This window comes from Winogradskyella aurantia, from assembly GCF_002266855.1.
Taxonomy (GTDB): domain Bacteria; phylum Bacteroidota; class Bacteroidia; order Flavobacteriales; family Flavobacteriaceae; genus Winogradskyella; species Winogradskyella aurantia.
This window is the reverse complement of record NZ_NGJN01000006.1, coordinates 130807-148036: the sequence shown is the minus strand read 5'-3', so window position 1 is coordinate 148036 and position 17230 is coordinate 130807. Positions and strand designations below refer to the sequence as shown.

Sequence of the window (17230 nt, the reverse complement as noted above, 5' to 3'; positions counted from 1 at the left end):
GCTAGTTCCAACGGTATTTATCAGTTTCATTCTTTTTCCAAAAATACATTAACAGAAATCCCGTAAGTGCACCTCCGACGTGAGCCATATAAGCCGTATTGCTTGGACTAAAGATTGATTCACCTGACAGCGCAGAAAATAAATCTAGGGCAATTATTGCAGGGATAAAATATTTGGCTTTAATAGGAATCGGCAAAAAAATAAGCATAAGTTTAGATTCAGGAAACAACATTCCAAAAGCTACCAAGACACCAAATATAGCACCTGAAGCACCAACCATTGTAGAATTATACGAACTGATAAATGACTGAAAACCTGAACCTAAAATATTAACCCAGCGAGTATCGTACTTGCCCTCTCCTAACACATTCAATATTTCAGCCTCAGGAATCCCAGATGAGATAAGCTCAGATAATCCTGAATTAAACTGATAATACAAAAAGCCTATTTGAATTACTGCCGCACCCAAACCTGAGAGCAAGTAAAAAATTAAAAATTTTCGTGCTCCAAAAATCTGTTCTACTGCTGTACCGAACATCCATAATGCAAACATATTAAATAAGATATGCATTAAATTACCATGCATGAACATATGTGTTAGCACCTGCCATGGTTGAAACAATTCATTTTTTGGAAAAAATAGCGCAAACCATTGATAAAATAACTCACTGTTGCCAATTAGGTAAGTTCCCGCAAACATTATGACATTGATAATTAATAAGTGTTTTACGGTATCTGTTATTCCTCTTCTCATAAATTACATAAATCGTTTTTCTAGATCATCTATCGCCATAGTGATAAATGTAGGTCTATTAGTGGGTGACACACTAGGATCCTTGCATGCAAACAAACTGTTGACCATATGTTCTTGTTCTGCATTATTCAAAGGCTGCCCATTTTTTATAGCTAAACTTTTGGCCATAGATTTAGCCAATAAATCAGTAGCACTAAAATTGGCTTCTGGTACATCATTCTCAACATCACTTATTAATTGTTCAATGATTATAGACACTTCACTTTCTGGTACACCTATTGGTACACCAGTAACCGTGACTTCGATTTTACTAAAATCCGTAAAGACAAAACCCGTATCTTCTAAATCAGATTTCAAATCACGAATAATTTTCATCTCACTTGGCGTAACGTTTAAATGCAACGGAAAAAGCAATTGTTGCGTTGTAGCTTCCTTCAGCGTCATATGCTTTAAAAAGTTCTCATACAATATGCGTTGGTGCGCCCTGTTTTGATCAATAATGAGCATCCCAGATTTTAGGGTACTTACGATATACTTCTGCTGGAGTTGAAATGTTGTTTTGGAGGTCTCAACGGCATCATCACTGAAGATGGAATGTGTTTTTGATTGGGTTTCAAATGTAAATTCATCTGAATTATGTTGCGATAAATTGTCGCCTTCCTTAGATTCCAATCCTACGTAAAGACTTTCCCATTTAGCTGTAGGTCCTTGCCTAAATGACGATTGCCTTTGTCCAAGTGTATGACTATTCTCATCTTTGAAGGGATTGAAATTCCTGTCAACTTCAATTTTAGGTGTGGATGCTTGCCTATGTCGATAACCGTATGGTGTATTAAATTGAGACTGCTGCTCAAAATCTAATACAGGCGCTATGTTAAATTGACCAAGACTATGTTTGATTGATGATCGAATTATTGCATACAATGTATGTTCATCATCAAATTTAATCTCCGTTTTGGTAGGGTGAATATTAATATCAATTGTCTTTGGGTCAACAGTTAAGTTTAAAAAGTAACTAGGATGATATCTATCCTTTAATAAGCCCTCATAAGCGGCATTAACTGCATGATTTAGATATGGACTCTTCACGAACCTTTGGTTAACAAAAAAGAACTGCTCTGATTTTGTTTTCTTAGAGAACTCTGGTTTCCCCACAAATCCTGATATTTTCAAGACCTCAGTTTGTTCTTCTACAGGCACCAACTTCTCATTAGTTTTTGGCCCGAATATATGAACCACTCGCTGTCTATAGTTCTCTTTTGGCAAATTGAATAGCTCGCTGCCATTATGATAAAAATTGAAAGCTATGTTAGGATGTGCTAAGGCTACCCTGTGAAACTCATCTGTAACATGGCGTAATTCAACGGTGTCCGATTTTAAAAAATTTCGCCTAGCTGGAATATTAAAAAACAAATTCTTAACTGCTACGGACGTGCCAGTTGGAGTAACACTAACGTCTTGGGATTTAACCTCGCTGCCTTCAATTTCAATCGCCGTTCCTAAATCCTGATGTAACTGTTTAGTCTTTAGCTCGACATGGGCAATGGCTGCAATACTTGCCAAAGCTTCACCCCTAAACCCTTTAGTATTTAGTTGAAATAAATCTTCTGCAGCTTTAATTTTTGACGTGGCATGACGCTCAAAACTCAGCCGTGCATCTGTAACACTCATGCCCTTACCGTTATCAATAACTTGAACAAGTGTTTTACCAGCATCTTTGACGATTAGTTTTATTTCAGTTGCATCGGCATCAATGGCATTTTCCAATAATTCTTTAACTACGGAGGAAGGGCGCTGCACCACTTCTCCTGCAGCTATTTGATTAGCAACATGTTCTGGTAAAAGATGAATAATATCTGCCATTAGCTCTGAGGGAAGAATATTGACAAATCAAAACCAATAATTAGTAAAAAAATAAAAATTAGAATCCCAACAATAAGCAAAACACGTTTGTTTACACTTTCATCATTGTTGTTCTTATAATCATTCATGGCCGCATTAAACTTTCCTTTTAAGCCTTTTGCAGGGTTAACCGTTGTTCTGTATTCGTCAAACTTATGCTTAAGCTCATATGGATTTCCGTCACCTTTGTAGTAACGTGGTTTATAGTTAAATTTCCTATTCTTCTTCGTTTTCATTAATCCCATAATCTTCTTATTTAATATATCCATCAAGGATATACATTAAAATAAACAGTGCCAATAGGATGACAATTAGAGCCGGAAGTGAGGTAAAAATACTTCCTCTGCGTTTTACCGAACCTTTTGCTTCATTCCATCTAGCTTCAAAATCAGTATTTGACTTATAATCTTCAGAATCCTGGAAACGCGGTTTGTAATTGAACCGTTTATGTTTTCGCTGCTTAAACAAAGTAATCTATTATACTCTAATTTCCTCTCAAAAGTACTTAAAATACTAGCAAATAATGCTTAAGGATTCCTTAAAATATCAACAAAAAGGATGCCAAGTGAAAGTCATAAGAATGAAGTGTGAAGCGCCGCGTATTGTATAACACCAAATACAATTGTGATGAAATTACATAGTATCTTTTCGTAATTCTGCCATTTTTATTGCAGCGATGGCAGCTTCAGTGCCTTTATTACCATGCTTTCCGCCTGAACGGTCAATGGATTGTTGCAAGTTATTATCTGTAAGCACACAGAAGATAACAGGTATATCACCTTTAAGATTTAAATCTTTAATCCCTTGAGTAACACCGTCACAAACAAAGTCAAAATGCTTGGTTTCGCCTTGAATAACGCAACCAATAACAATAATGGCATCTAACATACCAGAATCGGCATAAATACTTTTGCCCATTCGTGCAGCACCATAGGTAAGCTCAAAAGTACCTGGAACATTCCAGCGAACTATATTTTCTTTCAATGCACCACAATCAACTAAAGCCTCAAAGGCGCCTTGCCACAAACCTTCAGTAATTTGTGAATTCCACTCAGAAACAACAATCCCAAACCGAAAATCTTTCGCATTTGGGATTGTTGTTTTATCGTAATTGGATAAATTGTGGTTTGCCGTAGCCATTAATTTAAGCTTGCTTCTACTTTCCCTATGAGAACCTTAACCTCAGAACCCTCATTAGATGAAGGAAACTCGGCGTCTATTCGCTTTAAGTAATCTAATGCCTTTTGATTCTTGCCTAATTCTATAGCAACTCTAGCAGCCTTCATGAGATACATTGGAGTTGTATAATCATTGTTATTGGCATTGAACGCTTTTTCATAATATTCTAACCCTTCTGGTAATTGCTCTAATTGCACAAAGGCATCTCCGATACCACCATAAGCTATTGGACCTAACATTTTATCATCACTAGAGAATTCGCTCAAATAGGTAATGGCGTTTTCGTAGTCCTTTAAGTTAAGGTAGGCCATACCGGCGTAATAATTAGCCAAATTCGCAGCTGGTGTACCGCTATATTCATTAATTATATCAAGCATGCCATACTTTCCTTCACCTCCATTTAATGACATAGTGTACAAGGAATCAGAAGAAATACCGCTTACGGCATCTTCAAAATATTTCTTGGCTTGATACATTTCATTCATGGCCTCTTTCTCCTGGGGAGCGGCTATAAATCTATTGTATCCTAAATAAGCCAAAACCACTAAAGCTATAGCACCAATTACGCCTACAATGTAATTCTGGTTCTTTACAACCCACTCTTCCGTCTTTGATGCCCCCTCATCTAAAGTATTGAATACCTCAGCAGTAGTTGACCCATCCTCAAGGACGTCTTCCTTTTCTTTTTTGGTTTTTGGTTTGTAGCCTCTTTTCTTGTACGTTGCCATAACTTGTCATTTTGTGCGTGCGCAAAAATAAAATATTTATTGGGATTTAAAAGCCTATTTATTTGTTATTTTTGAATAATTTTTGAGGCATTGAACGTCCATTTATAGTAGTAAAATCGGGCAAATCATGACATCTTTATGCATCTGAATACACTCTCGTTAGTCAATTATAAAAATTTTGAAAGCCAGGTTTTTGATTTTGATAATAAAATCAACTGTTTTGTCGGTGCAAACGGCATTGGAAAAACTAATGCACTGGATGCTATTTACCACCTCGCCTTTGGTAAAAGTTACTTTAATCCCATTGCGCTTCAAAATATAAAACACGGTGAAGATTATTTTGTCACGGATGGTGCTTTCTTAAAAAATGGTAAACCTGAAAAAATAGTAGTTTCCCTTAAACGAGGACAAAAGAAGGTTATTAAACGAAATGGTAAGGCCTATGAGAAGTTCAGTGAACATGTGGGGTTGATCCCATTGGTTATAATATCTCCAGCAGATCGTGACTTAATTATCGAAGGTAGTGACACCCGAAGAAAATTTATAGATAGTGTAATCTCACAAAGCAATAAAACGTATCTTAACCAACTCATTGCCTATAACAAGGTACTCAGTCAGCGTAATGCGCTTTTAAAATATTTTGCACTAAACAATACTTTTAATACTGATACCTTAGCCATATATAACGAACAGCTGCACACCTATGGTCGAGAGATATTTGAACAGAGAGAAGAATTCTTGAAAATATTCATTCCTATTTTTAAGGAACGCTATGAAGCTATTAGCCAGAGCAAAGAAGTCATTAACCTTAAGTATAAGAGTGATTTGTTTGAGGGTGAATTGAATGCGCTTCTTAAGTCCAATTTAAATAAAGATAAAGCGTTACAATATACTAGTGTAGGAATACATAAAGACGATTTAATTTTTTTAATTGATGATTTTCCCATTAAAAAATTTGGAAGTCAGGGCCAACAGAAATCATTTTTAATTGCACTGAAATTGGCGCAGTTCGATTTTATCAAGCAGCAAAGCGGTGTGGCGCCAATATTACTTTTAGATGATATTTTTGACAAACTGGATGAAAATAGGGTTGCCCAAATTATAAGTTTAGTAGATGATGACCATTTTGGCCAAATATTCATAAGTGATACTCATCCTGAGCGTACTGAAGCTATCGTGAAACAAATCCACCAGTCCTACAAAATATTTAAATTATGAAAAAGCTATTATGGTGCTTATGGTTCATTTTTATTAGTTGTTCCAACAACCCTAAAAGCTATATAAACCATTTGGAAGGCTATTGGGAAATACAAGAGGTTATCTTGTCCGATGGTAGTGTGAAAAATTATAAAGTAAATGAAACCATTGACTATATTAGTCTTAACGACAGTTTGAAAGGCTTTAGGAAAAAACTTAAGCCGGGTTTAAACAATAATTATTTTACCTCTGATGATGCCGAAGCTCTTACAGTTATGGTTGAAGATGACAGCCTTCGTATTTATTATTCGACTCCATTTTCAAAATGGAAAGAAACTGTTTTAAAAGCAACTGAAGACCAACTAAAAATAATAAATGAAAATAAGGCTGTATATTTATATAAACGCTACACGCCAATACAGTTGAACGTTGAATAATTAAAAGATAACCCAAGAAAGCGAGTTGAATATGGCCAAACGCAACAATGATAATCAACCCATACAAGATATACTAAAGGAGTTTGTAAAAACGAACAATCTGGAAGGGGGGCTTGACAAGGTCAATGCAAGAGAAGCCTGGGCCAATCTTATGGGCAATGGCGTTAATAATTATACAACTGCTATAGAACTTAAACACGAAACACTTTACGTTCAATTGAGCTCTAGTGTTTTACGAGAAGAATTGAGTTATGGCAAGGAAAAAATTGTAAACATGCTCAATGAATCATTAGGCAAAGACCTTGTAAAAAAACTAGTACTGCAATAATATCCACCTATTAAAGTTTTGCAAAAGCTCCTACGGTTGACTGCTTTCTACATTATCTTTAAGGCATGTTTAGAATTTTGATTATATTTTTAATCTCTACAATCCTACAATCCATGACGCTATTTGATTTTTCCAAAGACTGCAACCTATCTAATTGGAGAATTCTTGATGATGTTGTAATGGGGGGCCGTTCAAATGGAATCTTTAAATTAAATGAAGATAACCATGGTGAATTTTCTGGTAAAATCTCTTTAGAAAACAATGGTGGCTTTTCCTCTGTACGTTACTATTTTGAAAAAATAGAAACTACAGCGTTCTCCGAATTTACTCTCCGAATTAAAGGCGATGGAAAAAAATACCAATTTAGAGTTAAGGACGACAGAAACAGACGGCATTCCTATGTTTTTGAATTTACCACCAACGGTGACTGGCAAACTATTAAAATTCCATTTTCTCAAATGTATGCATCATTTAGAGGTAACAGGTTAAATATTCCAAATTTTGATGGTAATCACATGGAAGAAATCGCCTTTCTTATTGGGAATAAAAAAGAAGAGCAATTTAAATTATTGATTGACGCTATAGGCTTAAAGTAGCTCTAATAATCAGCGGAATTTAAATCAACTCAGGTTTCATATTTAAATTATTTGGTATTTTAGACGAGATAAACACCAATTAATGAAGTACCTCAAGTTAACCCTATCCTTTTTGCTAACTCTAGGGATTTTTTATGTCTTAAATACAAAATTAGGACCTATTCCTCCATTGGGAAAGTTTCTAAATCCCTATACGGGCATTTGGCAAAACGAAACCGATGAAAATATTACTGGTGAAATAGTAATTTCAGGATTGAAAGAACCAGTATCCATACTTTATGATGATTTATTAATCCCTCATATTTTTGCCCAGAATGATGCCGATTTATATAGGGCTCAGGGTTATGTTACCGCCAAACATAGACTTTGGCAATTAGAATTTCAAACCTATGCTGCGGCAGGGCGATTGTCTGAAATAGTTGGAGAAGGCGCTCTCAATTACGATCGTCAACAACGACGTTTAGGTATGGTATATGGTGCAGAACAAGCACTAGAAAGAATGGCAAACGACACAGAAACCATGTCTTATCTTGAAGCTTATAGTGATGGGGTTAACGCTTACATTAATTGTTTGAAGGATAAAAACCTACCTCTTGAATATAAACTCTTGAATTACAAACCTGAACCGTGGAATATCAAAAAAACGGCATTGCTGCTGATGTACATGACAAAAACGCTAGCCAGTAGAGAGCACGATTTAGAATATACCAATGCATTACGGATTTTTGGCGAAGATACCTTCAATAAGCTCTATCCAGAGTTTTTTGAAATTATCGACCCCATAATACCAAAAGAAACCGATTGGAGTTTTATAACAGCTCAGCAAACCGCGACACCTTTGAGTGAACTACCTTTAGATACTATATCGGAGACCTTATCAAAACCTCATGAGAATAACGGCAGTAATAACTGGGCCATTTCCGGCGAGAAATCCATTACAGGACATCCAATATTAGCAAATGATCCACACTTAACGCTTAACCTCCCCTCTATTTGGTACGTTATGCAGCTGAGTACACCCGAACATTCTTCTATGGGTGCCACACTGCCTGGTGCCTTAGGAGTTATTTCAGGATTCAATACACATATTGCCTGGGGAGAAACCAATGCAACAAGAGATCTTTTAGACTGGTATAAAATCGTATTTAAAGACGACACAAGAACACAGTATAAATATGGAGATGGCTGGAGAGACGTTACTGAACGCATTGAAGAAATTAAAGTAAAAAACGGTAAAACCTTAAAAGACACCGTTCTATACACACACCATGGCCCAGTTGTTTACGACCATAATTTTAAGGGAGATAATCCACTTTCTGGTTACGCTATGAAATGGATCGGACTTGAAGGCGGCAATAACCAACGGACCTTCTTGGACTTAAATAGAGGTAAAAATTACGATGATTACCTCAATGCCATTAAGCCTTATGTAGCACCTGCACAGAATTTTGTCTTTGCTTCAGCCGAAGGGGATATCGCCTTGTGGATTCAAGGTAAATTTCCAAATAAATGGGAAGGTCAAGGTAAATTTTTAATGGACGGCAGTAATCCAGACCATGATTGGCCGGATTTTATTCCTCAGGAGTTCAATGCCCATACCAAAAACCCAGAACGCGGATTTGTAAGTTCGGCCAACCAACACCCCGTAGATGAGCAATATCCCTTTTATGTATTTAATGACGGGTATGACACTTATCGAAGTCGCGTAATCAACAACTTCTTTAGGTCAAAGGATAAATTCTCGGTAGAGGATTTAAAAGGTCTACAGAATAACACGTTTAATTTAAAAGCTTCAGAACTTCTCCCTTACGTATTTGAAACAATGGATACTTCGTCATTAACCGAAGATGAACTGCGCATTTATGATGAAGTTAAAAATTGGGACTTTTATAGTGATATCGATAAGCTAGCGCCTAGCATTTGGAGTGCATGGTGGCCCAGATTGTACGCAAAAGTTTGGGACGAGTTTGATATTGAGGATGTCGCCCTAGACGTACCTTTCACATATCAAACGATTTATATGCTCACGCATATGTCCAATGATGAATTTATGGATGTAAAAGACACCCCTGAAAAAGAAAGCGCTCAAGATTTATTTCTTTTAACCTTTAAGGAAGCGGCAAACGAGCTTATGGAATGGAAAGCAACTAATGGTGAGTACAATTACCAGAATTACAAAGGCACTTTTGTTGGGCACTTACTACAAGGATTACCTGCCTTCTCGAGATTTGAATTACCTATCGGTGGAGACCGGAATACAGTTAATGCTATGGATAAAAACCATGGCCCTTCTTGGCGAATGGTTGTGGAATTAAGCTCTCCGCCAAAGGCTTATGGCATTTATCCGGGCGGGCAGTCTGGAAATCCTGGAAGTAAGTTTTATGATAATTTTATAGATGATTGGGCCACCGGAAAATACCACAGTCTCAATTTCCTTCAATCTAATACACCCACCAAAGATATTATTGGTACACAAACCTTAATACCATCTGACCAATGACCAAAAGACAATTTAATTTTTTAGCGACCCTACTTTTTGCCTTATCACTTTCTTTTGTATTGCCATGGTGGTCTGTAATGCTAGCAGGTTTGCTAGCCGCTTTATTGATACCTCTGAAAAAAAGTGCTGTATTTTTTGTTCCATTTTTTGCAATTCTACTGTTTTGGATAAGTTATAGCTACTTTCTAAGTAGTGGTAATGATTTTATATTGGCAAAAAAAATTGCGATTTTACTGCCATTAGATGGTAATCCTTACATACTCATACTAATAACTGGTCTCCTTGGAGGTATAGCTGCCGGAATAGCCGCTATATTCGGAAAACAACTTAGACAAGTTATAACGACCAAGTCCTAACAATCACCGCATGCAACCTTAAATTTTACTCTCATTTTTTTACGTTAAAAGTCGTTTTTAACACTTACAACCATTGTTTTAACAGTTTCTATTAAAGTCCAGTTAAGACAACCTTAATCTTCGTTTATTGTATCTATTTATGTTATCTTATATATAACTGATTTATTAATTATTAATATCATAAAACATGAAAGACTTAGAAAGAAAGAAAGTTGCAATTCTGGCAACAAATGGATTTGAAGAAAGTGAATTAAAAGAACCGATGAATGCTCTGAAAGAAGCTGGAGCAGATGTAGATATTGTTTCTGAAGAAAAAGGGAAGATAAAGTCTTGGTCTAATGGTAATTGGAGTAACGCATACAACGTTGACAAAACCATTAATGAAGTATCGGAAAGTGATTACAATGCCCTGGTATTGCCAGGTGGTGTAATTAATCCAGATAAATTAAGACGTAATGAAGATGCTATTCGCTTCGTAAAGGCATTTTTTACTCAAAAAAAACCAGTTGCCGCAATTTGTCATGGACCACAGATTTTAGCTGAGGCAGATGTCTTGAGAGGCCGTAAAATTACTTCGTTCAGTTCTATTAAACGCGATATGGTAAATGCAGGAGCTAAGTGGGAAGATAGTGAAGTTGTTGTGGACGAAGGCTTGGTCACCAGCAGAAAACCGAGTGATATACCAGCATTTATTTCCAAATTAATTGAGGAAGTTTATGAAGGTAAACACGAATTACAAACTGCGTAATTTGTGTCAATACATAAAATTAAAAGCACCTTTTCAAGGTGCTTTTTTTCATTGTGATTCTTTTGTAGGCACATCCTTTGCCTTATGACTTTCTATAAAACGCTCTGCTCGTTTGTTTCTAGGGTTTATATCTAACGCCTCTTTATAACTAAGGTAAGCCATAGCGCTATCACCTTGCTTTAAGTAAACATCTGCCAGACTACCATGGATGTATTCATTGTTTGGATGCAAGGCAACGTTAATTTTAAAAACTTCTATGGCACTCTCGTATTCTTTCGCTCTGAGATGCTTGTAAGCTATTTTGTTTAACTCCCATTGGTCAATAGATGAACTTGTCGAATCCTTTTTCTTTATGGCCATAAACCCAGTAAGAGCTTCTTTATAATTACCCTCTTTTAGATGCATACTTGGTGTTTTATAATCGTCTTCAACTTTTAAATAGTCATAACGGATACTGTCCTCTTTGTGTTCTGGGATTTTTGACAAATAACGCTCACCAGTTTTTGGGTCTACGACGAAACGCATTTTTGCGTACATGTCTGCAACAAAAAATTCATTCTCACCTAAGGCAACCGGAATAAATTCTCCTCCTTTCCATTTTAAGTGAAGTTTGTCATTTTGATAGAATACCTTAATCAGCTCATCGTCATTAAACAAATATGTTCCTGTTGTCCTATTTTTAAAATCTTCTGAATACTTTACAGAGTTTGAACAACTCATAAAACCAATAACTGATGCGAGCCAAATGTAACGAACTGCTAATCTCATTTTATATTTTGAATGGTAGAATAAAAAAAACGTCTCACTTATAAGTGAGACGTTTTAATTTGACTTATGTTACGTAATTCTGATAAAAGTATATATCAATCTAACTTTTTAAGAAAAGAAAGTAATTCCTAATTTAATCCGTAAGATTGCTTTTTTGGTCGGTTTACTTAATATTCATTAGTTCAACATCAAATACCAGGGTTGCATTTGGAGGGATAACACCACCAGCTCCAGCTGCCCCGTAAGCCAAATCACTTGGAATTACAAATCGAGCTTTATCTCCAACATTCAATAAAAGGATGCCTTCATCCCATCCAGGAATAACTTGGCCAACACCAACCTGAAAATCAAGAGGCTGGTTGCGTTTGTATGAGGAATCAAAAACAGTTCCATCAGCTAATTGGCCTTTATAATGCACCGAAACCATGTTGCCCTTTTCTGCCTTTTTACCCTTGCCTTTCTGAATGATTTTGTATCGTAAGCCCGAATCGGTCTCATCAAAACCAGCTGCCACTTTATCCAATTCAGCTTTAAGGGCTTCACGTTCCGCCGCAACCCGCTTTTCTCGTTCACCTTCAAAAGTTCTGAATGCCTCAACAGCATTAAAGTCTTCCGCAGCCTTACCAACTCTTATAATTTCAATGGTATTAATGGTATCGCCTTGAGCGATGGCATCAACAACATCTTGACCTTCGATAACATTTCCAAATACCGTGTGTTTGCCATCTAGCCATGGCGTCTCCACATGGGTGATGAAAAACTGACTACCATTGGTCCCTGGTCCCGCATTTGCCATAGACAACTTTCCTGGAGCATCGTGTTTTAAATCAGGATGAAATTCATCATCGAACTTATAACCTGGGTTACCTGTTCCGGTTCCTTGGGGGCATCCGCCCTGAATCATAAAATCCGGTATAACCCTATGGAATTTTAGGCCATTGTAATAAGGCGTCCCTTGTGGTTTTACAGAATTTTCTAAATTCCCCTCTGCCAAGGCCACAAAATTACCCACAGTACCTGGGGTTTTTTCAAACTCTAATTTAACTAGGATATCTCCTTTTGAAGTGTTGAATTTTGCATATAATCCGTCTTGCATTTTTTTCTCTTTTAATTAAGGCTGCAAAGATAAGTAATGATTTATGATTAACGAATTTCCGTTTAAGATTTGAGAATTTGCCTAATAAACTTAGATTTGCCTAAAATAGACGTATGGGAATTTCTTTATCAAAACTTTTTGGTGCCAAACCATCTGATGCAAGCACAGATGACAGTACTGATGCTATTATTAAAGATGTTGAAAACAAGCCTTTTGGCGTTTCAGAAGCCAATGTTTTATACGCTGGATTAAATGAATTGGGCAGTTACTATTTTTTTCAAACGGTCACCGTTGGATCTTTAAATGTAAAATCAAAAAAAGGGGCCCAATTACTATTAAAAGGCGTAAATTTTGAATTAAAATTAGATGCCGACATATTGGAGTTTGAATCAGAAAAATCTCCTGTAAAAGGAAGATTTGTAACAAAAGTTGACTTTCAAATTGAGGAAGAGGACCTTCAACTTCTTGAAAAAGCCGAGTTAAACAGCATTCAACTCAACGTTAAACAACACGAAATCATATTTCTAAAACACTACGCGCCAAATGACGAAGAAGAGTAATCAGTTAGCCACTTCACTAATAAATTTAATTCGGTAAAGCCTTAATTCCTCATCCTCGTAATCACCGTCAAATTCTTCAATGGCATCCGAAATCTTATCACTTTCAGACTCCATGAAATAATCGTGTATTTCTTCTTGTTGGTCTTCATCGAGAATTTCATCAATCCAGTAATCAATATTGAGCTTGGTGCCAGAATATACTATGGTTTCCATTTCCTTTATAAATTCAGGCATTTCCATACCTTTAGCTGATGCTATGTCATCTAGTGGCAATTTTCGGTCAACATTCTGTATTATATAGAGTTTTAAAGCTGAATTTGAGCCTGTAGATTTAACTACCATGTCATCAGGTCGAACAATATCATTATCCTCCACGTATTGCTCTATCAGCTGTACAAAATCCTTTCCGTATTTCTTAGCCTTACTCTCACCAACACCGTGGACATTAGACAGTTCTTCTAAATTAATAGGGTATTTTAAGGCCATATCCTCTAGCGAAGGATCCTGAAATATAACAAATGGTGGCACACCTAGACTTTTGGCACTTCGCTTCCTTAAATCCTTTAGCATTTTCATAAGGTTCTCATCAGCAACGCCTCCTCCTGCTTTGGTATTGGTCACAATCCCGTCATTATTTGTATCGTCATAAACATGATCTTCTGCCATCATGAATGAACTCGGTTTTTTTATAAAAGAACGCCCCTCATCGCTCAATCGCAAAACGCCATAGGTTTCTATATCTTTTTTGAGTAGACCAGCAACCAGGACCTGTCTAATCAAGGCCATCCAATGCCTAGAATCCTTGTCTTGTCCGATTCCAAAAAAAGCTTGGGCATCTGTTTTATGTGAAGAAATTAAGGCATTAGACTTACCAACGATGACCCGCACCAAATCCTTAGATTTGTACTTTTCGTTAGTTTTCTCAACCGTTTCAAGCAATATCTTAACATCATCTTTGGCTTCCACTTGTTTTTTAGGGTTGCGCACATTATCATCCATATCGCCACCTTCACCTGTGTCATTATCGAACTCCTCGCCGAAATAGTGTAAGATAAATTTACGCCTAGACACTGATGTCTCCGCAAAAGCGACAACTTCTTGTAACAAGGCGTGTCCAATTTCCTGTTCGGCTACCGGTTTGCCTGACATAAATTTCTCAAGCTTTTCAATGTCCTTATAAGCGTAAAAAGCCAAACAATGACCTTCACCTCCATCACGCCCAGCGCGTCCCGTCTCTTGATAATAACTTTCAATACTTTTTGGAATATCATGGTGAATCACAAAACGCACATCTGGTTTGTCGATTCCCATCCCAAATGCAATAGTGGCAACGACAACATCAACATCTTCCATCAAAAACATATCCTGATGTTTTACCCTTGTTTTGGCATCGAGTCCTGCATGGTAAGGAACGGCTTTAATACCATTTACTTGGAGCACCTGGGCCAATTCTTCAACTCGTTTGCGACTTAGGCAATACACAATACCTGATTTTCCTTCATTTTGCTTGATGAACCTTATAATATCTGCATCAACATTTTTGGTTTTTGGACGTACCTCATAATATAGGTTTGGCCTATTAAATGATGCTTTAAAAGTTACAGCATCGGTCATACCCAAACTCTTGAGGATATCCTCTTGTACTTTCGGTGTTGCTGTTGCCGTTAATCCTACAATTGGTATATTATCGCCAATACGCTTAATTATATGCTTTAAATTTCTGTATTCTGGTCTGAAGTCGTGGCCCCATTCACTGATACAGTGTGCCTCATCAACAGCCATAAAGGATACTTTGACACTTCTAAGAAAATCTACGTATTCTTCCTTGGTTAAGGACTCTGGTGCCACGTACAACAACTTTGTGATGCCATTTACAATATCTTCCTTAACACGTTTTATTTCCGTTTTATTCAATGATGAATTCAAGACATGCGCTACACCTTCATTATCTGAAATACCTCTAATAGCGTCTACTTGATTTTTCATTAACGCAATTAAAGGAGAGACTACGATAGCTGTTCCTTCCTTTATTAAGGCAGGCAATTGGTAACACAATGATTTTCCACCACCTGTGGGCATAATAACAAAAGTGTTATTACCTTCAATAACATTTTTTATAACCTCCTCTTGAAGTCCCTTAAATCCCGAAAAACCAAAGTATTTTTTTAGCGCGGAGTGTAAGTCAATTTCTGCAATACTCATTAATCCTTATTAGTATTTTATATACATTTGCAACATGTTTAAAGATAACAATTTCTTTAATTCAAAAAAAACCATAATCAACAAGTTTTGAACAGTAGACAATCCATTTTAAGCACTGCAAAAAAAACCATTGCGTCTGAAAGTAAAGCGATACTGTATTTATCAGAATTATTGACTGATGATTTTGCTGACGCCGTTACCTTAATTTACAACTCTAAGGGACGGGTTATTATTACAGGAATCGGTAAAAGCGCCATAATTGCAAATAAAATAGTGGCGACTTTAAATTCTACTGGCACACCCGCTATCTTTATGCATGCTGCAGATGCGATACATGGCGACCTTGGTTTAATTTTGGAAGATGATGTGGTTATCTGCATCTCAAAAAGTGGTAACACACCAGAAATAAAAGTACTGGTACCGCTTATTAAGCATGCAAAAAATAAGATGATAGCAATTACAGGAAATAAAGATTCCTTTTTGGGGCAGCAAGCGGATTATATCTTGAATGCCTACGTGGCGCAAGAAGCTTGTCCCAATAATTTAGCTCCTACAACCAGTACCACAGCACAACTTGTAATTGGTGATGCACTTGCTATTTGTTTGTTAGAGCTCAGAGGGTTCAGCAGTAATGATTTTGCAAAATACCATCCGGGAGGTGCGTTGGGGAAGAAGCTTTATTTAAGGGTGGGTGATTTATCGTCACAAAACATGAAGCCACAAGTTCATCTTGAAAACAGTATAAAGGAGGTCATTGTAGAAATCACAGAAAAAATGCTTGGTGTGACTGCCGTAGTGGATAATGAAAAAATAATAGGTATAATTACGGATGGTGATTTGAGACGGATGTTGAGTAAAAGCGATAATATAAGCAGCCTCACAGCTAAGGATATTATGAGTTCAAACCCAAGACGAATAGCTGAAGATGCAATGGCAGTCGACGCCAAAGAGATGATGGAGTCATTTGGTATTTCCCAATTATTAGTAGAAAGAGATGGAAATTACGCTGGTGTTGTACACCTTCATGATTTGATAAAGGAGGGCATTATCTGATGGCGCAAAAGAATATTAATGAGATGTCTTTTTTAGACCATCTTGAAGATTTAAGATGGCATTTAATTAGAGCCACATTAGGTATTCTCGTAGCTGCTACACTTGCTTTCATTTTCAAAAGGTTTATTTTCGACGTCATTATTTTTGGACCTACCAATATGGACTTCGCTACCTATGAAGGCTTATGTAAGGTCTCGCAGCTCTTAGGTATTGAGGACACCACTTTTTGCGCAGATAAATTTCCATTTATAATTCAAAACAGAACAGTTGCAGGTCAATTCTCAGCTCATATTTGGACTTCAATTTATGCTGGTTTTATAATAGCTTTCCCTTACGTATTATATCAATTATGGAGTTTTATAAGTCCTGGCTTAAAGCCGAACGAACGTAAAAATTCAAGAGGTTTTATCATAGTTGCATCGCTTTTATTTTTCATAGGGGTGTTATTTGGTTATTACATTGTAACACCACTTTCTATTAATTTCCTAGCCAACTACACCATTAGCGAAAAGATATCCAATGAATTTGATATTAGTTCGGTTATTGCCATAGTAAGGTCATCTTCTATAGCTTCAGGTTTTGTATTTGAACTGCCCATCATCATTTTTTTCTTGACAAAAGTAGGTCTAGTAACACCAAAAATCTTAAAACAATACAGAAAATACGCCCTCGTACTTGTCCTAATATTATCTGCAATTATAACGCCTCCAGATATCGCTAGTCAAGTTATAGTAGCCATTCCTATACTGCTTTTATATCAAGTAAGCATTTATATTTCGGCACTTGTATTAAGGCGAGAAACCAAACGAAAATCAAAAATTTAGGA

General features: G+C 36.6%; 19 protein-coding genes. 10 read left to right on the top strand and 9 right to left on the bottom strand.

Features of this window, described 5'->3' with window-relative positions:
* Nucleotide 1 precedes the first annotated feature (1 nt).
* From CA834_RS11750 to CA834_RS11725, 6 genes are all read right to left on the bottom strand, one after another.
* A complete protein-coding gene (locus CA834_RS11750; RefSeq protein WP_094968910.1) occupies nt 2-754 on the bottom strand; it encodes a rhomboid family intramembrane serine protease in 753 nt (250 codons plus the stop codon).
* 3 nt (nt 755-757) lie between these two features.
* Nucleotides 758-2617 (bottom strand): DNA mismatch repair endonuclease MutL, encoded by a 1860-nt coding sequence (gene mutL / locus CA834_RS11745; RefSeq protein WP_094968909.1) that lies wholly within the window; start codon nt 2615-2617, stop codon nt 758-760.
* Nucleotides 2617-2901, bottom strand: a complete 285-nt coding sequence (locus CA834_RS11740) for a riboflavin synthase subunit beta (RefSeq protein ID WP_094969021.1) — start codon at nt 2899-2901, stop codon at nt 2617-2619. Before CA834_RS11740 ends, mutL begins: the two co-directional genes overlap by 1 nt.
* A gap of 7 nt (nt 2902-2908) precedes the next feature.
* Nucleotides 2909-3124, bottom strand: a complete 216-nt coding sequence (locus CA834_RS11735; RefSeq protein ID WP_094968908.1) for a hypothetical protein — start codon at nt 3122-3124, stop codon at nt 2909-2911.
* Between the two features lie 165 nt (nt 3125-3289).
* The gene (ribH, locus tag CA834_RS11730; protein ID WP_094968907.1) at nt 3290-3796 is read right to left on the bottom strand and encodes a 6,7-dimethyl-8-ribityllumazine synthase; all 507 of its coding nucleotides are present in this window, start codon (nt 3794-3796) and stop codon (nt 3290-3292) included.
* Nucleotides 3796-4563 (bottom strand): tetratricopeptide repeat protein, encoded by a 768-nt coding sequence (locus CA834_RS11725; protein ID WP_094968906.1) that lies wholly within the window; start codon nt 4561-4563, stop codon nt 3796-3798. Before CA834_RS11725 ends, ribH begins: the two co-directional genes overlap by 1 nt.
* Before the next feature lie 138 nt (nt 4564-4701).
* Here CA834_RS11725 and recF point away from each other — a divergent pair, with 138 nt between their 5' ends.
* The 7 genes from recF to CA834_RS11690 all read left to right on the top strand — a co-directional run bounded on the left by recF (nt 4702) and on the right by CA834_RS11690 (nt 10725).
* The gene (gene recF, locus CA834_RS11720) at nt 4702-5781 is read left to right on the top strand and encodes a DNA replication/repair protein RecF (RefSeq protein ID WP_094968905.1); all 1080 of its coding nucleotides are present in this window, start codon (nt 4702-4704) and stop codon (nt 5779-5781) included.
* Nucleotides 5778-6197, top strand: coding sequence for a lipocalin family protein (locus CA834_RS11715; RefSeq protein WP_094968904.1), 420 nt, complete (start codon nt 5778-5780; stop codon nt 6195-6197). Before recF ends, CA834_RS11715 begins: the two co-directional genes overlap by 4 nt.
* Before the next feature lie 31 nt (nt 6198-6228).
* Nucleotides 6229-6525, top strand: a complete 297-nt coding sequence (locus CA834_RS11710) for a DUF721 domain-containing protein (protein WP_094968903.1) — start codon at nt 6229-6231, stop codon at nt 6523-6525.
* Between the two features lie 113 nt (nt 6526-6638).
* Nucleotides 6639-7121: a CIA30 family protein gene (locus tag CA834_RS11705; protein ID WP_240507585.1), complete on the top strand. Its 483-nt coding sequence runs from the start codon at nt 6639-6641 to the stop codon at nt 7119-7121.
* A gap of 82 nt (nt 7122-7203) precedes the next feature.
* Nucleotides 7204-9621, top strand: coding sequence for a penicillin acylase family protein (locus CA834_RS11700; protein WP_094968901.1), 2418 nt, complete (start codon nt 7204-7206; stop codon nt 9619-9621).
* On the top strand, nt 9618-9977 hold the full coding sequence (locus CA834_RS11695; protein ID WP_094968900.1) for a hypothetical protein: 360 nt from the start codon (nt 9618-9620) through the stop codon (nt 9975-9977). Before CA834_RS11700 ends, CA834_RS11695 begins: the two co-directional genes overlap by 4 nt.
* Before the next feature lie 187 nt (nt 9978-10164).
* Nucleotides 10165-10725 (top strand): type 1 glutamine amidotransferase domain-containing protein, encoded by a 561-nt coding sequence (locus tag CA834_RS11690; RefSeq protein WP_094968899.1) that lies wholly within the window; start codon nt 10165-10167, stop codon nt 10723-10725.
* Nucleotides 10726-10773: 48 nt separating this feature from the next.
* On the opposite strand, the gene CA834_RS11685 is transcribed toward CA834_RS11690, so the two are convergent.
* Together CA834_RS11685 and CA834_RS11680 are read right to left on the bottom strand one after the other, a co-directional pair.
* Nucleotides 10774-11493: a tetratricopeptide repeat protein gene (locus tag CA834_RS11685; protein WP_094968898.1), complete on the bottom strand. Its 720-nt coding sequence runs from the start codon at nt 11491-11493 to the stop codon at nt 10774-10776.
* 163 nt (nt 11494-11656) lie between these two features.
* Nucleotides 11657-12589: a peptidylprolyl isomerase gene (locus CA834_RS11680; protein ID WP_094968897.1), complete on the bottom strand. Its 933-nt coding sequence runs from the start codon at nt 12587-12589 to the stop codon at nt 11657-11659.
* Nucleotides 12590-12702: 113 nt separating this feature from the next.
* On the opposite strand from CA834_RS11680, the gene CA834_RS11675 reads away from it, so the two are divergent.
* Complete coding sequence (locus CA834_RS11675) at nt 12703-13149, top strand: hypothetical protein (protein WP_094968896.1); 447 nt, start codon at nt 12703-12705, stop codon at nt 13147-13149.
* Here the strand turns inward: CA834_RS11675 and recQ are convergent, their stop codons facing one another.
* Complete coding sequence (recQ, locus tag CA834_RS11670) at nt 13150-15351, bottom strand: DNA helicase RecQ (protein WP_094968895.1); 2202 nt, start codon at nt 15349-15351, stop codon at nt 13150-13152.
* 87 nt (nt 15352-15438) lie between these two features.
* Between recQ and CA834_RS11665 the strand changes: the two genes are divergently transcribed.
* Nucleotides 15439-16404, top strand: coding sequence for a KpsF/GutQ family sugar-phosphate isomerase (locus CA834_RS11665; protein ID WP_094968894.1), 966 nt, complete (start codon nt 15439-15441; stop codon nt 16402-16404).
* Nucleotides 16404-17228 (top strand): twin-arginine translocase subunit TatC, encoded by an 825-nt coding sequence (tatC, locus tag CA834_RS11660; RefSeq protein ID WP_094968893.1) that lies wholly within the window; start codon nt 16404-16406, stop codon nt 17226-17228. The genes CA834_RS11665 and tatC overlap by 1 nt, the downstream gene beginning before the upstream one ends.
* Nucleotides 17229-17230 lie beyond the last annotated feature (2 nt).

What these genes read in the sequence shown, in the direction of transcription:
- CA834_RS11750 (WP_094968910.1), bottom strand. Translation starts at nt 754, where the DNA reads ATGAGAAGAGGAATAACAGATACCGTAAAACACTTATTAATTATCAAT.
- mutL (WP_094968909.1), bottom strand. Translation starts at nt 2,617, where the DNA reads ATGGCAGATATTATTCATCTTTTACCAGAACATGTTGCTAATCAAATA.
- CA834_RS11740 (WP_094969021.1), bottom strand. Translation starts at nt 2,901, where the DNA reads ATGGGATTAATGAAAACGAAGAAGAATAGGAAATTTAACTATAAACCA.
- ribH (WP_094968907.1), bottom strand. Translation starts at nt 3,796, where the DNA reads ATGGCTACGGCAAACCACAATTTATCCAATTACGATAAAACAACAATC.
- CA834_RS11725 (WP_094968906.1), bottom strand. Translation starts at nt 4,563, where the DNA reads ATGGCAACGTACAAGAAAAGAGGCTACAAACCAAAAACCAAAAAAGAA.
- recF (WP_094968905.1), top strand. Translation starts at nt 4,702, where the DNA reads ATGCATCTGAATACACTCTCGTTAGTCAATTATAAAAATTTTGAAAGC.
- CA834_RS11715 (WP_094968904.1), top strand. Translation starts at nt 5,778, where the DNA reads ATGAAAAAGCTATTATGGTGCTTATGGTTCATTTTTATTAGTTGTTCC.
- CA834_RS11710 (WP_094968903.1), top strand. Translation starts at nt 6,229, where the DNA reads ATGGCCAAACGCAACAATGATAATCAACCCATACAAGATATACTAAAG.
- CA834_RS11705 (WP_240507585.1), top strand. Translation starts at nt 6,639, where the DNA reads ATGACGCTATTTGATTTTTCCAAAGACTGCAACCTATCTAATTGGAGA.
- CA834_RS11700 (WP_094968901.1), top strand. Translation starts at nt 7,204, where the DNA reads ATGAAGTACCTCAAGTTAACCCTATCCTTTTTGCTAACTCTAGGGATT.
- CA834_RS11695 (WP_094968900.1), top strand. Translation starts at nt 9,618, where the DNA reads ATGACCAAAAGACAATTTAATTTTTTAGCGACCCTACTTTTTGCCTTA.
- CA834_RS11690 (WP_094968899.1), top strand. Translation starts at nt 10,165, where the DNA reads ATGAAAGACTTAGAAAGAAAGAAAGTTGCAATTCTGGCAACAAATGGA.
- CA834_RS11685 (WP_094968898.1), bottom strand. Translation starts at nt 11,493, where the DNA reads ATGAGATTAGCAGTTCGTTACATTTGGCTCGCATCAGTTATTGGTTTT.
- CA834_RS11680 (WP_094968897.1), bottom strand. Translation starts at nt 12,589, where the DNA reads ATGCAAGACGGATTATATGCAAAATTCAACACTTCAAAAGGAGATATC.
- CA834_RS11675 (WP_094968896.1), top strand. Translation starts at nt 12,703, where the DNA reads ATGGGAATTTCTTTATCAAAACTTTTTGGTGCCAAACCATCTGATGCA.
- recQ (WP_094968895.1), bottom strand. Translation starts at nt 15,351, where the DNA reads ATGAGTATTGCAGAAATTGACTTACACTCCGCGCTAAAAAAATACTTT.
- tatC (WP_094968893.1), top strand. Translation starts at nt 16,404, where the DNA reads ATGGCGCAAAAGAATATTAATGAGATGTCTTTTTTAGACCATCTTGAA.